The organism is Plantibacter sp. Mn2098, from assembly GCF_049319745.1.
Lineage (GTDB): Bacteria > Actinomycetota > Actinomycetes > Actinomycetales > Microbacteriaceae > Plantibacter.
Genome location: NZ_JBMOUH010000016.1, coordinates 19,208 through 33,496, shown reverse-complemented (window position 1 = coordinate 33,496; position 14,289 = coordinate 19,208). Strand labels below are relative to the sequence as shown.

Sequence of the window (14,289 nt, the reverse complement as noted above, 5' to 3'; positions counted from 1 at the left end):
ACGTGCATCGTGGGCGGCACACCATGAGTGCGACATCGGAACCGGGCGGTCCAGCAGCGGCGATGGACCGCCCGGCCAGCGCGCGCCGCGCGGTCGAGGCCGTGTGGCGCATCGAATCGGCGAGGATCGTCGCGACGCTCACCCGGACGGTCGGCGATTTCGGTCTCGCCGAGGAACTCGCGCAGGAGGCGCTCGCCGACGCGCTCGTGCAGTGGCCGGAGTCCGGGACGCCGCAGAACCCGGGCGCCTGGTTGACGACGGTGGCCAGGCGGAAGGCGATCGACGGCTGGCGCAGACGCGACCGACTCGACGAACGGTACGCGGCGATGGCGCACGAACTGCGGGAGGAGACGGACCCGGACGCGCTCCCGTGGGACCCGGACGACATCGCCGATGACGTCCTCCGGCTCGTCTTCATCTCCTGTCACCCAGTGCTCTCGCGTGAGGCGCAGGTCGCGCTGACGCTGCGGGTCGTCGGCGGGTTGACGAGCGAGGAGGTCGCGCGCGCGTTCCTCGTGCCGACGGCGACCGTGCAGCAGCGCATCGTCCGGGCCAAGAAGACGTTGGCGGCGGCCAAGGTTCCGTTCGAGGTGCCGGACCGGTCTGCGTATCCCGAGCGGCTGGCATCGGTGCTCGGCGTCCTCTATCTGGTGTTCAACGAGGGGTACGCGGCCACCTCCGGCGAGAACTGGATGCGGCCGGAGCTGTGCCGGGAGGCGTTGCGCCTCGCGCGCCTGCTCGTCGGGCTGGTGCCGAAGGAGCCCGAGGCGCACGCACTCGTCGCGTTGATGGAGTTCCAGTCGTCGCGGTTCGGGGCGAGGACCACACGCGATGGCGAGCCGATCCTCCTCCTGGAGCAGGATCGGACGAGGTGGGATCGTGCGCAGATCGTGCGGGGGGCCGCCGCGCTGGCCCGCGCCGATGCGATCGGGCGGGGCCGAGGCGCGTACGGACTGCAGGCGGCGCTCGCCGAGTGCCACGCGACCGCGCGGACCGCTGCGGAAACGGATTGGGACCGCATCGTCGTCCTGTACGAGGCCCTCGGGCGCTTGGCGCCGTCTCCTGTCGTCGAGCTGAATCGGGCCGCGGCCGTGTCGATGGCGACGGGTCCGGCATCGGCGCTCCGCATCATCGACGCGTTGGTCGCTTCCGGGCAGCTCGCCGGTTCGCATCTGCTGCCCTCGGTGCGCGCTGAACTCCTCGTCCGCCTGGGCCGTCTCGACGAGGCCAGGGCCGACTTCGAGCGTGCAGCCTCCCTCACCGCCAACCTGCGGGAGCAATCCCACCTCCGCGCCCGCTCCGCCGCCCTCTAACCCGTCCCCCTCCTCTGCCGAGGTGTCGCAAAGTGCGGGTGTCAGCGTCGCGCACCCGCACTTTGCGACACCTCGGCAGAGGCAACGGAGGCGAGGGACTGGCCGGCGGCGTGGACGAAGGTCTCCAGGGGACCCCGGCGGTGGGTCGATGCGATGAGCCAGCCGAGGAGGAGCGCGCCCGCGACATGGATGCCCCACAACTGCGGGCTGGAGTCGAGCCAGCCGCCGTCGGGGCCGGCGAACCATGCAAGACCCGAACCGATCGCCGCCAAGAGCACATGCGTCGCGTAGATCGTCAGCGGAGCGGCGCCAGCCCCGGTCACGGGCCGAAGGATCATCCGCCAACGCGGCCCGATGACGAGCCCGAGCGCGAGGCAGAGTCCGATGACGGCGGCCGCGATCCCGGCGGTGAACAGCAGATCGAGCGTCGTACCGCTGTGCGGCGCCCGCCCGGCCAGCCACCACGGCGAGTCCGTCGGCGACGTCCCGTACATCCCTGATCCGAGCACGGATTCGATGTCGCGGATCGCGTCAGGATCGGCGCTCCCCGCGAGGGCTTCCAGCCCGCCGAACGGTCCCAGCAGCAGCGCACTCGACCGGTCGGCGGCCAGCGCGACCGCGGCGCCGATGCCGGCGGTGACCAGTGCGAACCGACGCAGCCCTCCGGCGGCCCGCGCGGCGAGCATCGCCCGTCCGATTGCCATGCCGATGAGCACATAGACGATCCACGTCAGCGCCGGATAGACGCCCGTGAGCAGGATCCCGCGGCCGAACGCGCCAGGGTCGGCGAGGTCGAACCAGGAGGCGCTGCCGATCTCCGGCGTCGCGACGTCCCCCAGTCCGCTCCGCCAGAGGAAGGAGAGGGCGGGCCAGACGAACGCCCAGACCCCGGCGGCGATCAGGAGGCTCCGTGCCCGCCAGCGCAGCATCGGGATCGCCAGCCAGAACGTCACCCCGTAGTAGACGATGATGACGTACACGGAACCGGGGATGAGTCCGAGGCACAGTCCGAGCAGCACGAGGGCGAGCCCGCGCCCGAACACCGTGAGGCGTGCGGCGGCAGCGTCGCCGGCACTGAGCGCCCGGCGCGTGGTGAGGACGATGCCGACCCCCGCGAGCACGGCGAACAGCGCAGCCGCCTTGCCGGACAGCACTTCGGTGATCGCGGTCTCGCCGCCGCCGGCCGGGTCGTACGTCCAGAGGTGGGTGGCCATCATCCCCGCGAGGGCGAGGAAGCGCGCGATGTCGAGGCCGACGAGGCGGTCGGCGGATCGGCGGCGCCGTTCGCCATCGGCCAGCCGAACCCGCTGAATCCGCTGAACGGGCTGAGCCCCCAGCCCCCGATCGCCATCACCGCTCTGCGCGGACGGCACGGAGCCTGCCACAGGCTCATCGTGCGAGGGAGTCGCCCGGGTCATCGCTCCTCCTCTGCTCCGCGTGCGAACAGGCTACCCGCTGGTTGCATCCGGATGATCGGGAGCTATACTGAACATCTGATCAAGATGACGCACCAATGTTCGGAGATCACAGTGCAGAGACGCACCCGCATCATTCTGGGAATCGACGCCGGAACGACATCGGTCAAGACGGTGGCGTTCACCCTCGACGGCCGGATCCACGGCGTCGCCCGGTCCACCGTCCACCTCAGCCGCGGCGAGGACGGCCGAGCCGAGGCGGACATGGATCACGTCTGGGACGCTGCGGCATCGACCGTGACCGCCGTTGTGGATCAGCTCGCGGAGCTCGACGACCCGGCCGAGATCGTCGCCATCGGCATCACCGGTCAGGGCGATGGCGCCTGGTTCGTCGACGAGCGCGGACGACCGGTCGGGCAGGCGGCGCTCTGGCTCGACGGCCGCGCCAACGACCGCCTCGAAGACTGGCTGAATGACGATCGTGCGGCTGCGGTCCACCGGACGACCGGCTCGCCGCTCTTCGCCGGCGCGCTCCCGCTCCTCGTCGACGAGCTCGCAGCAGCGGATCCGACGCTGCGCGATCGTGTCGCGCACCACCTCAACTGCAAGGACTGGCTGCGCTACAAGCTGACCGGGCAGATGGCGACCGACCCGAGCGAGGCATCGCGCACCTACCTCGACACCGCGACAGGCGCCTACTCGGATGATCTCCTCGCCGCCCTCGGCCAGGAGGACGTGCGTGCGCTGCTGCCCGAGGTCCGCGACCCGCAGAGCATCGCCGGCGTCATCGACCAGCACGTCGCCGACCATCTCGGTCTCGAACACGGCATCCCGGTCATCGTCGGCCTCGTCGACACCGCAGCTGCCGGCGTCGGTCTCGGTGCGATCGGCGACGACCAGGGCTACGCGATCCTCGGCACGACCGGGTTCGTCGGCCTCAACCACCCGACCCGCGCCGGCGTGCGTCGTGACGAGAGCATCGTGCTCGCGACGGGCCGCGGCACGCAGGTCCTCGAATCCCTCGCACCGATGACGGGCACCCCGAACCTCGACTGGGTGCGCGAGTGCCTGGGCCTCACGGACCAGCACTGGTCTGACGTCGAGCGGCAGGCGGCGACCGTCCCGCCGGGCAGCGGCGGCATCGTCTACCTGCCGTACGGCTCGCCGAGCGGGGAGCGCGCGCCGTTCTTCGACGCCGTCGCCTCGGCGTCCTGGCTGGGCATGAGCATCACAACGACGTCCGCGGAACTTCTGCGGAGCGTCTACGAGGGCCTCGCGTACTCGCTCACCGAGTGCCTCGATGCGCTCGGGCTGCACGGGAGGCTGCTCATCTGCGGCGGCGGCTCCGACTCCAATCTGCTGTGCTCGATCCTGGCCGATGTCTCCGGTCGCGAGATCGTGCGGCAGGAGGAACCGGAGGTGGGCGCCAGGGGTGTTGCGACGCTCGCGCTCGCCGCCGTCGGGCTGGCTCCGGACCTCGCGGCAGCGGTGGCGCAGCTCGCTCCCCGGTCGAGCACCTTCACACCGGACGCCGTGCGGCACGAGCTGTACGAGGAGGCGTACGCCGCGTTCCTCGCCACGCGTGACGCGATGAAGCCGCACTGGTCCGCGCTCAGGCGGCTGCGGACGCACTCGGGGCAGACGCCCGTCGGTTCCGGCGACCCGCAGCCGACGGTGAACCGGACCGTTGCGCCGCAGGGTGAGTCGCGCGCGGCGGCCGTGTCCGACGCCGCATCCGTGCCCGCATCGCCCGCGCTCGCGCCTGCGCGCGCCCCCGCGCCCGTACACGCGACGGCATCACGATGACCGCACGCCCCGTGCCGCACCAGATGCACCCCGCCCGACGACCCATCAGCCCCACCCCAGACCAGCGACCCACCAGGAGGAAGCCATGACCGACCAGCACCGTACGAGCGTGCTCGTGACCGCGCCATTCGACGAGAGCGTCGCTGCGGCGCTCGCCGACGAGTTCGAGGTGACGCTCGTGGAGCCGTCGTCGGCCGGCGCCTCGCTCGCTGACCGTCCCGAGCTCGCCGCGGCGCTCGCCGAAGCGGAGATCGTCGTCGCGGAGCTGGACGTCGTCGACGAGGCGACGCTCGCCCTTGCGCCAAACCTCCGCGCGGTCGTCTCGTGCCGCGCGAAGCCCGTCAACGTGGATCTCGACGCGTGCAGCGCCCGCGGCATCCCCGTGCTCACGACGCCCGGCCGGAACGCCGAGGTGACGGCGGACCTCAGCTTCGCCCTCCTACTCGCGACCGTGCGTCAGGTGAGCGCCTCGGAGCGTTGGCTGCGCGAGGGCAACTGGACGAGCGATGACGTGTTCGAGCCGTACGAACGCTTCCGCAGCATCGGTCTCGGCGGTCGCACGCTCGGCATCCTCGGCGGTGGCGCCGTCGGGAAGCGGATGCTGCGCCGCGCCCTCGGATTCGGCATGACCGTGAAGGTCTACGACCCGTTCCTCCCCGCTGACGCCTTCGGTGCTGACGCGACCGTCGCCCCGCTCGACGAGGTCCTCTCGACGTCCGACATCGTGACCGTCCACGTCCCGCTCATGCCGGAGACGGAGGGCCTCCTGGGTGCGAGGGAGCTCGCGCTCCTGAAGCCCGACGCGTTCCTCATCAACGCCGGGCGCGCGGCGATCATCGACGAGACGGCGCTTCTGGACGTCCTGCGGAACCATCGCATCGCCGGTGCGGGCTTCGACGTCTTCTACCAGGAGCCGCTGCCGGCCGACTCCGAGCTGTTCTCCTTCGACAACGTGACGATGACCCCGCACATCGCGGGTGCGTCGAACGACGTGATCGCAGAGCACTCACGGATCGCGGCTTCCTCGATGCGCCTGTGGGCGAAGGGCGAGCGGGTTCCGGGGGTCGCGAACGCCGGTGCGCTCGCCGCGGCCGTGAGCTGAGTCGTGAGCTGATCCCGACGGCTGTGGGCTGAGCCGGTGGGGGAGGGCTGAGCCGCGCAGCTCCCTGAGCCGCCGCCTCGGCCCGCTCCCTCAGGCGAGCAGGGCTCCGGCCGTCTCCGCGTCCGTCACGAGCATGTTCACGAGGCCGTTCTCGAGGGCGACGCGCAGCGCGTCGACCTTCGAGGCGCCGCGGGCGATGACGAGGCGATGCGGGATCTGCTGCATCTGCGTGAGGGTGAGCCCGACGACGCGTTCGTCGAGTTCGCCCGTCACGGCGCGCCCCTCAGCGTCGAAGAAGCGGCCGGCGAGGTCGCCGACGGCTCCGAGCGCCCCGAGTTCCGTGTGCTGGCGTTCGTCGAGCGAGCCGAGGAGGAGTCCCTGGCCGGCTTCGGATCCACCGAGCCCTGCGACGAGCAGGTCGGCTTTCGCGGCGAGCCCGAGGACGTCGGCGACCCCGGGGTCTGCCGTGGCTGTGCGTGCGGCTTCCGCGGAGACGGCGAGGAGCGGTGCCGGCAGGTAGAACGCCTGGCCGCCGGTCTTCGCGGCGAGGGACAGGGCGATCTCATGCGGGTTGGCGCCGTTCACGAGGCCGCTCGCGCCGCCGGCGAGTGGGACGAAGCGTGCGCCGAGCTGCCGCTGAGGCACCTCCTGGACGACGAGCGCGACGGCGGTCGAGAGCCCGAGGGCGACGACGGCGTCCTTCTCGATGACGGAGCCGAGGGCATCGGCGCCGACGGTCGCGAACGCGCGGTCGGCCTTCGCGCTGTCGGGGACGCTCGGGGCCACCCAGGCCTGGAGGAGGCCGTATCGGGCGGAGAGGTCGCGCTCCTCGTCGGCGAAGAGCGATTCCTCGACGTGCACGATGATCTCGACGAGCCCCTTGTCGCGGGCTTCCGCGAGCAGGCGGGTCACGCGGATGCGGGAGAGCCCGAGCGCGTTCGCGATCTCCTGGTGGGTGAGCCCGTGTTCGTAGTACATGCGCGCGACGCGTCCCAGTAGCATGCGGCAATCCTTCCATGGCGCGGTCGTCGATCGTGGTCGGGAGTCGATGTTCGTCACGATGCGGCTTGACATCGCCCGATCCGTGATCCACTCTGTAGTTCATAAGTTCATTCTGATGAACATTTGTTCAGTCTACCCCGATCACCCGATCGGGCACCAGCCGGCCCCCATGCCGACGCCAGGCACCACTTCTCCACCCACCCCCAACTGTCCCGCTCAATGAGGAGTCTCGTTATGGTCAGCACCACGCCAGCGACGGAAGGCCGGTTCGCCCGCCTCCTGCGCACCCAGGGAATCGCCCGCCCCATCGCCTGGGGCTTCGTCGCCCTCACGATCTTTATGGTCGGCGACGGCATCGAGGCCGGCTTCCTCTCCCCGTACCTCGACTCCCTCGGCTTCAACGAGGGCAACGTCGCCACCCTCTGGGCCACCTACGGCATCGTCGTTGCAGCCGCGGCCTGGTTGAGCGGCGCGCTCGCAGAGGCCTGGGGCCCCAAGCGGGTCATGATGCTCGGCTTCGCCATCTGGGTCGTCTTCGAGATCGTGTTCCTCGTCTTCGGCGTGATGCAGCAGAACTTCACGGTTATGCTCATCGCCTTCGGCATCCGCGGCCTCGGCTACCCGATGTTCGCCTACGGCTTCCTCGTGTGGATCACGATGGGCACGCCGGAGAACGTCATGGGCCGTGCGGTCGGCTGGTACTGGTTCTTCTCCACGCTGGGTCTCGGCGTCATCAGCTCCTACTTCGCCGGCGCCGTCATCCCCGTCATCGGTGAGCTCGCGACCCTCTGGCTGGCGCTCGCGTTCGTCGCGGTCGGCGGCATCATGGTCCTCGTCCTCCTCCGGAACCCCGTCACGAAGCCCGTCACGCTCAGCAACAGCATCAAGGGCGTCGTCAGCAGCATCACGATCGTCGGCACGAACCCGAAGGTCGGCATCGGCGGCATCGTCCGTCTCATCAACACGCTCTCGTTCTACGCGTTCGTCGTCTTCCTGACCACGTACATGGTCCGTGACATCGGTTTCGGCCTCGCGGAGTGGCAGGTCATCTGGGGCACGATGCTCGCAGCCAACGTCGCCGCGAACCTGATCTCCGGCTACCTGTCCGACTGGATCGGCCGCGTCAACGTCGTGGCGTGGGCGGGCGGCATCGGCTGCTTCGTGACCGTCCTCGCGCTCTACTACGTGCCGACGCTCATCGGCCCGAACTTCGGCGTCACGATCACGATCGCGATCCTCTACGGCCTCGCGCTCGGCATGTTCGTGCCGCTGTCGGCGATCGTCCCGCTCCTCGCCCCCATGAACAAGGCCGCAGCGGTCGCGATCCTCAACCTCGGCGCCGGCCTCAGCCAGTTCATCGGTCCGGTCATCGCCGGGCTCGTGACGCCCATCGGCATCGAGGGCACGATCTGGGTGATCGCGGCGATGTACATCGTCGGCTTCGTCCTGACCTTCGCGCTGCGCACCCCGAAGGCGGATGCTGGCCCCGCGATGCCGGTCGCCGTGGGCGTCCGCAACCCGCAGGTCGCCGGCTGAGTCCTGCGGGCCGGCGCGTGCGTCGGCCCGCAACCGGCCCCCGCCCGTCCCATCCCGCATCCGATCCCACTCACCACCAGGAGACATCGTGACCGAGCAGACCACCCTCGCACCCCGCATCGCCGAGCTGAGCGACGTCGGCCGTAGTGCCGTCAACCACGGCCTGGCCCTCGCGAGCGGCGGCAACCTGTCCGCCCGCCTCGACGACGGAACCTTCGTCGTCACGGGCTCCGGCACCTGGCTCGACCGGTTGACCCCGGACGACTTCTCCGTCATGACCCTCGGCGGCGAGGTCGTCTCCGGACCCTCGCCGTCGAGTGAGTGGAAGCTGCACCAGCGCGCCTACCAGGAGCGGTCAGACGTCAACGCGGTCGTGCACGTGCACCCGCAGCACGCCGTGCTCCTCGACGCGCTCGGCCACTCGGTCCGGCTCATCACGCTCGACCACGCGTACTACGTGCGCTCGGTGGGGACGACGCCGTACTACCCGAACGGGTCGGACGAACTGGCGGACTCCGCGGCGGAGCAGGCGCGCGAGCACAACTGCATCATCATGGGCAACCACGGCTGCTCCGCCCTCGGCGACACCGTGCAGATGGCCTACCGCCGGGCGCTCAACCTGGAGGAGGCGGCGACCGCGACCTACCGCGCGCTGCTCCTCGGCGACACGACGACGACCATGCCGGCCGACGCGTTCGCGGCGCTCCACCACGCCTGAGCGCCCGCACCCACCAGCACCGCCCACTCGATCCCTCACGGACCAGGAGCCCCAGGACACCATGACTTCGACCAGCGCACCCACCGGCACCCCGAACCCCGACATCGCCCTCGACCCGGACATCAGCGCCGCGACGAAGGCGTTCCTCGCCCAGCCGCCCCGTCTCCTCATCGACGGCCGGATGGTCGAGGCGAACTCCGGTCGGACGATCGAGGTCGTCGATCCGGGGACCGGCCGCATCATCGGCCTGGCCGCGGCGGCGGACGCGAGCGATGCGGATGCAGCCGTGCAGGCGGCCCGTCGCGCGTTCGCGCCGTCGGCTCCGTGGCGGCGGATGAGCGGCCTCGACCGCGGCCGGATCATCGAGCGGCTGGCGCGGCTCCTCGAGCAGCACGCGGAGGAGTTCGTCGAGCTCGAGGTCCTCGACGGCGGCAAGCTCAAGGGCGCCGCGACGGCCGTCGACCTGCCGCTCGCCATCAAGCACTTCGAGTACTTCGCGGGGTGGGCGTCGAAGATCGAGGGCAACACGATCCCCGTCTCGGTGCCGGACACGATGGTGCGCACGGAGCGTGAGCCCGTCGGCGTCGTGGCGCAGATCGTCCCGTGGAACTATCCGCTGCTCATGGCCGTGTGGAAGCTCGCCCCGGCGCTCGCCGCTGGCTGCACGATCATCCTGAAGCCCGCCGAGAACACACCGCTGTCCGTGCTCCGCCTCGGCCAGCTCGCGCTCGAAGCCGGGCTGCCGGCGGGTGTGCTCAACATACTCACGGGCTACGGCGCGGAGGCCGGGGAGGCGCTCGTCGACCACCCCGGCGTCGACAAGATCGCGTTCACCGGGTCCACGGCCGTCGGCACCCGCATCGCCGCTCGCGCCGCGTCGCAGGTGAAGCGCGTCACGCTCGAACTCGGCGGCAAGAGCCCCAACATCGTCTTCGCGGACAGCCCGGTGGCGGAGGCCGCCGCCGGCGCCGCGAGCGCCATCTTCTTCAACGCCGGGCAGGCGTGTGCTGCGGGCTCGCGTCTGTACGTGGAGTCCCGGGTGTTCGACGATGTCGTCGGCCGGCTGAGCGACATCGCCTCCGGCATGCGCATCGGTCACGGCTTCGACAGCGCAGCCGTCATCGGCCCCGTGATCAGCGCGAGGCAGCACGAGCGGGTGCTCGGCTACATCGACGGCGCGCTCGAACAGGGCGCGACTGTGGCGACGGGCGGCTCCGGATTCCCCGAGGCGGTCGATCCCGGCGGGTTCTACATCCGCCCGACCGTGCTCACCGACGTGAACGACTCGATGGACGCGGTGCGCGAGGAGATCTTCGGTCCCGTCGTCGTCGCCCAGCCGTTCGACGACATCGAGGACATCGCCCGCCGTGCGAACGACTCCCCGTACGGGCTCGCGGCCGGCATCTGGACCCGCGACATCGGCCGCGCGAACCGCCTCGCGAACCTCCTGCAGGCCGGCACCGTCTACATCAACATGTACGGGGCGACCGATGCCGCGGCGCCGTTCGGCGGCTACAAGATGTCCGGCTACGGCCGCGACATGGGGCACGCGAACCTCGAGTCCTACCTGGAGACGAAGACGGTGTGGACGAGCCTCGCGCACTGAGCGCGGGTGCGTCGTGAACCGGGCCGGTCACCCCGGACGATGCATAACTCCGGCCGCCTCGTGAGGCGGGCAGCCCTGTGACCCGGGCCGTCTCGCAGATCGCGGTCGGGGTCCTCGTCCAGGTCCTCGCGATCTCCTGCTGGTTCGCGACGGCGGCCGCGGTCCCGTCGCTCACGGTCGCATTCGGTCTCGGCCCGATCGGCCGGGTCCTCCTCGTCGTCGCCGTGCAGGCCGGGTTCGCCGTCGGCGCGGTCGTCGTGGGGCTCACGCGGCTGTGCGATCGGCTGCCGCCGGCTCTGCTCGTCTCGCTGGGCTCCGCCGCGACCGCCGCGATGACGGTCCTCCCACTCGTCGACGACTCGTCCTTCGAGCTGCTCCTCGCATCGCGGGTGGGCGTTGGGCTCCTGCTCGCGACCGTCTATCCGGCGGGCATGCGGGCGACCGTCTCCTGGGCCTCTCCGCGATGGCGGGGGCTCGCGGTGGCCGGGGTCGTCGCCGCGCTCACGCTCGGGACGGCGGCGCCCTGGCTGCTCGACGCGTCGCCCGTGGAGGACTGGCGGCAGGTGCTCGTCGTGTGCGCCCTCGCCGCCGGTGCGTCGGCGCTCCTGGCCCTGACCCTGCGGAGCGGGCCGTACGTGACGACCGGGCGCCAGGGCGATGACGCGGCACGTACCGACGGCCCGCACTCAGCTGGTTCCGGCGCCGTGGACTCGCGTATCGCCCGGTCTCGCATCGCCGGCTCCCGCAACCCGCTCCGTCGGCCAGGCCAGCGGCGAATCACGCTCGCCTACGTCGGGCACATGTGGGAGGTCTACGGGCTGTGGGTGTGGCTGCCGGCGCTGCTCCTCGCGATCCCGTCCCTCGCGCCGCGCGACGCAGGCGGCTCCACGGGCCTCCTCGCCTTCGTCCTGATCGGTGTCGTCGGCGCGCTCGGCTGCCTCGCCGGCGGCGTCCTGGCGAGTCGATACGGGAAACGCGTCGTCGCGCGCTGGTCGGTCGTGATCTCAACCGCCTGCGCGGCATCGACCCCGCTCCTCCCCGAGGCGCCCGCGGTCCTCGCCGTGCTGCTGCTCGCCCTGTGGAGCGCATCGGCCATCGCGGATTCACCCCTCTACTCCGCGCTCACGGGCGACGAGGCGGATCCGGACCAGGTGGGCAGCGCCATCGCGCTGCAGATGGGGATCGGCTACCTCGCGAGCATCGGGGCCATCTCAGGGGTCCTCGCCCTCGCCGAATTGGTGGGGTGGCGGTACGCGTTCCTGCCCCTCGCGATCGGCCCGCTCATCGCCGCAATCGCGCTCCGACCAGGACCCTGGTGGCGCATGAGCGCCCAGTCCGGTACGCTGTGAAGGTTGCCCGGGCGGGTTCAATCTGTCCACGCCCGATCGCAACGATGCTTACACCCTCCTGTCACAGAAAGTCTGTGGCCGTTCGAGTCCGAAGGAGGTGGGTTAGTGACGCATCAGTACGAACTCATGGTCATCCTCGACCCGGAAATTGACGAGCGCACGGTTGCACCGAGCCTCGACAAGTTCCTCAACGTCATCCGCAACGATGGTGGAACCATCGACAAGGTTGACATCTGGGGCCGTCGTCGCCTGGCTTACGAGATCAACAAGAAGACCGAGGGCATCTACGCCGTCGTCGACTTCACCGCTACCAGCGCTGCAACGCAGGAGCTCGACCGTCAGCTGAAGCTGTCCGAAGCCGTTATGCGCACCAAGGTGCTGCGTGCGGAAGAGGCCATCGCCCAGGTCGCCGTCGAGACCAAGCGCGTCGAGGAGAAGGCCGCCCGCAAGGCTGCCGCTCCCAAGGCCAAGCCCGCTGCTGAAGCTGCACCCGCAGCCGAGGCGCCCGCCGCCGACGCCGCTCCCGCAGCCGAGTCCACGGAAGCCTAGAGCTCATGGCTGGCGAGACCGTCATCACCGTGGTGGGCAACCTGACCAGCGATCCCGAGCTGCGTTTCACGCAGAACGGGCTGGCAGTTGCCAACTTCACCATCGCTTCCACGCCGCGCAACTTCGATCGTGCGGCGAACGAATGGAAGGATGGCGAAGCGCTGTTCCTGCGCGCGAGCGTCTGGCGTGAATTCGCCGAGCACGTTGCGGGATCGCTCACCAAGGGAAGCCGTGTCATCGCGACCGGGCGTCTCAAGCAGCGTTCCTACGAGACGAAGGAAGGCGAGAAGCGGACCACCATCGAACTCGAGGTGGACGAGATCGGCCCTTCGCTCCGGTACGCGACCGCAACCATCAGCCGTGCTCCGTCCTCGGGCGGCGGCAACGGCGGCGGAGGCAACTTCGGAGGCCGCGGTGGGGGAGCCCCCGCCGTGCAGCAGGAAGAGCCCTGGGCTCAGAGCGCTCCCGCCTCCTCCGGCCCCGCCGGTGGCGCAGATGCCTGGAACACTCCCGGCAGCTACGGCGACGAGACCCCCTTCTAAACACAGGATTCGATCGGGTGTCGGCCGTGAGAGCGGCCAGCACCGACCGATCACCATTTCATACGCAAAGGAACAACCATGGCTGGAAAGTCGAGCGGCGACCGCCGCAAGCCCGCCCGCGGTGCTAAGGGCGGCAAGAACGTCGCTCCCGCGAAGGCGATCCGGGTTGGTGTCATCGATTACAAGGATGTCGCCACCCTTCGCAAGTTCATCTCCGAGCGCGGCAAGATCCGTGCACGCCGCATCACCGGCGTCAACGTCCAGGAGCAGCGACTCATCGCACGCGCAGTGAAGAACGCGCGTGAGATGGCTCTGCTGCCATACGCCGGCTCTGGCCGCTAGGAGGCACGCACATGTCGAAAGTGATTCTGACGCACGAGGTCTCCGGCCTCGGCTCCGCTGGTGACGTCGTCGACGTCAAGAACGGCTACGCACGCAACTACCTCGTCCCGCAGGGCTTCGCCACGCCGTGGACGCGTGGTGGCGAGAAGCAGGTCGAGCAGATCAAGGCAGCCCGCGCAGCGCGCGAGCACGCCACGATCGAAGAGGCCCAGGACCTGAAGGCTCGCCTCCAGGCCACGAAGGTCAAGCTCACGGTCAAGACGGGTGGCGAAGGCCGCCTGTTCGGTTCGATCAAGCCTGCTGACATCGCGACGGCTGTTGCCGCTGCCGGTCTCGGCGAGGTCGACAAGCGCAAGATCGAGATCGCAACGCCGATCAAGTACGTCGGCGAGCACGAGGCCACGATCAGCCTCCGCGACGAGATCGTCGCGACGATCGCCCTCCAGGTGGTCGCTGCAAAGAAGTAACAACGTTCCCTGCACGCCTTCCGGGCGTGTGTGAGCGGATGATGGCGGTGGGCTTCGGCCCGCCGCCATCGTCGTTTTCCGGGGGGTGTTCTGCGCGCGTTTCAGGTGCGCGTTCCCGCTGATTCGGCGGCGCGCGAAACGCGGGTCCGACAGCCCCTCGATGCCCCAATCACACAAGTGTTGGAGCAGGTTTACACCCCTTTCCGGCTCCGCGTCAAGAACAGTTGTGCACAGGGCGTCACGGATATCCACACGTTTTACCCCCATTTGGGAACTGATTTGTTCACAGCACCTGTGCAGTGTGAAAACCCAGGTCAGGCGGCGTTTCTAGGCCCAAAATAGTTTTCTATCCACAGGGTTCCCCACAGGTTGTGCACACAATCCACGGAGTTTCGCTCAAGTTGTGCACAGAGTTATCCACAGGCTGAGTTGTCCTGTGGGGAAAGTGCTCTTAGGGTGAGTCATCGGCCTCTCGAACGCCCGGACGAAGCATCGTCGGGGCGATCCGTGCGGCCATGACAGTTCCACCGACAAGCCGTGTC

13 protein-coding genes are annotated in these 14,289 nt (G+C 69.7%); 11 read left to right on the top strand and 2 right to left on the bottom strand.

Translation table 11 applies throughout. The features are described from left to right. The first annotated feature begins 62 nt into the window (after positions 1 to 62). On the top strand, positions 63 to 1,313 hold the full coding sequence (locus tag ACL9RL_RS19520) for an RNA polymerase sigma factor (protein WP_422781978.1): 1,251 nt from the start codon (positions 63 to 65) through the stop codon (positions 1,311 to 1,313). A 41-nt stretch (positions 1,314 to 1,354) separates the two neighbouring features. On the opposite strand, the gene ACL9RL_RS19515 is transcribed toward ACL9RL_RS19520, so the two are convergent. Further along, complete coding sequence (locus ACL9RL_RS19515) at positions 1,355 to 2,731, bottom strand: heparan-alpha-glucosaminide N-acetyltransferase domain-containing protein (RefSeq protein ID WP_422781955.1); 1,377 nt, start codon at positions 2,729 to 2,731, stop codon at positions 1,355 to 1,357. A 111-nt stretch (positions 2,732 to 2,842) separates the two neighbouring features. Between ACL9RL_RS19515 and ACL9RL_RS19510 the strand changes: the two genes are divergently transcribed. Both ACL9RL_RS19510 and ACL9RL_RS19505 read left to right on the top strand, forming a co-directional pair. Then, positions 2,843 to 4,534, top strand: coding sequence for an FGGY family carbohydrate kinase (locus ACL9RL_RS19510; RefSeq protein ID WP_422781954.1), 1,692 nt, complete (start codon positions 2,843 to 2,845; stop codon positions 4,532 to 4,534). Positions 4,535 to 4,619: 85 nt separating this feature from the next. Further along, positions 4,620 to 5,636, top strand: coding sequence for an NAD(P)-dependent oxidoreductase (locus tag ACL9RL_RS19505; RefSeq protein WP_422781953.1), 1,017 nt, complete (start codon positions 4,620 to 4,622; stop codon positions 5,634 to 5,636). A gap of 90 nt (positions 5,637 to 5,726) precedes the next feature. Here the strand turns inward: ACL9RL_RS19505 and ACL9RL_RS19500 are convergent, their stop codons facing one another. Further along, a complete protein-coding gene (locus ACL9RL_RS19500) occupies positions 5,727 to 6,638 on the bottom strand; it encodes a sugar-binding transcriptional regulator (protein ID WP_422781952.1) in 912 nt (303 codons plus the stop codon). A gap of 234 nt (positions 6,639 to 6,872) precedes the next feature. On the opposite strand from ACL9RL_RS19500, the gene ACL9RL_RS19495 reads away from it, so the two are divergent. From ACL9RL_RS19495 to rplI, 8 genes are all read left to right on the top strand, one after another. Further along, a complete protein-coding gene (locus ACL9RL_RS19495; protein ID WP_422781951.1) occupies positions 6,873 to 8,174 on the top strand; it encodes an MFS transporter in 1,302 nt (433 codons plus the stop codon). Between the two features lie 88 nt (positions 8,175 to 8,262). Continuing rightward, a complete protein-coding gene (locus ACL9RL_RS19490; RefSeq protein ID WP_422781950.1) occupies positions 8,263 to 8,892 on the top strand; it encodes a class II aldolase/adducin family protein in 630 nt (209 codons plus the stop codon). Between the two features lie 61 nt (positions 8,893 to 8,953). Continuing rightward, positions 8,954 to 10,498 carry an aldehyde dehydrogenase family protein gene (locus ACL9RL_RS19485; RefSeq protein WP_422781949.1) on the top strand — a complete coding sequence of 515 codons (1,545 nt, stop codon included), beginning with the start codon at positions 8,954 to 8,956 and terminating at the stop codon, positions 10,496 to 10,498. Positions 10,499 to 10,575: 77 nt separating this feature from the next. Continuing rightward, positions 10,576 to 11,847, top strand: a complete 1,272-nt coding sequence (locus tag ACL9RL_RS19480) for an MFS transporter (protein WP_422781948.1) — start codon at positions 10,576 to 10,578, stop codon at positions 11,845 to 11,847. Positions 11,848 to 11,973: 126 nt separating this feature from the next. Continuing rightward, on the top strand, positions 11,974 to 12,396 hold the full coding sequence (rpsF, locus tag ACL9RL_RS19475) for a 30S ribosomal protein S6 (RefSeq protein ID WP_422781977.1): 423 nt from the start codon (positions 11,974 to 11,976) through the stop codon (positions 12,394 to 12,396). Between the two features lie 5 nt (positions 12,397 to 12,401). Then, on the top strand, positions 12,402 to 12,938 hold the full coding sequence (locus ACL9RL_RS19470) for a single-stranded DNA-binding protein (RefSeq protein ID WP_422781947.1): 537 nt from the start codon (positions 12,402 to 12,404) through the stop codon (positions 12,936 to 12,938). A 78-nt stretch (positions 12,939 to 13,016) separates the two neighbouring features. Next, complete coding sequence (rpsR, locus tag ACL9RL_RS19465; protein WP_056010351.1) at positions 13,017 to 13,280, top strand: 30S ribosomal protein S18; 264 nt, start codon at positions 13,017 to 13,019, stop codon at positions 13,278 to 13,280. Between the two features lie 11 nt (positions 13,281 to 13,291). Then, a complete protein-coding gene (gene rplI, locus ACL9RL_RS19460; protein WP_422781946.1) occupies positions 13,292 to 13,747 on the top strand; it encodes a 50S ribosomal protein L9 in 456 nt (151 codons plus the stop codon). Positions 13,748 to 14,289: the final 542 nt, after the last annotated feature.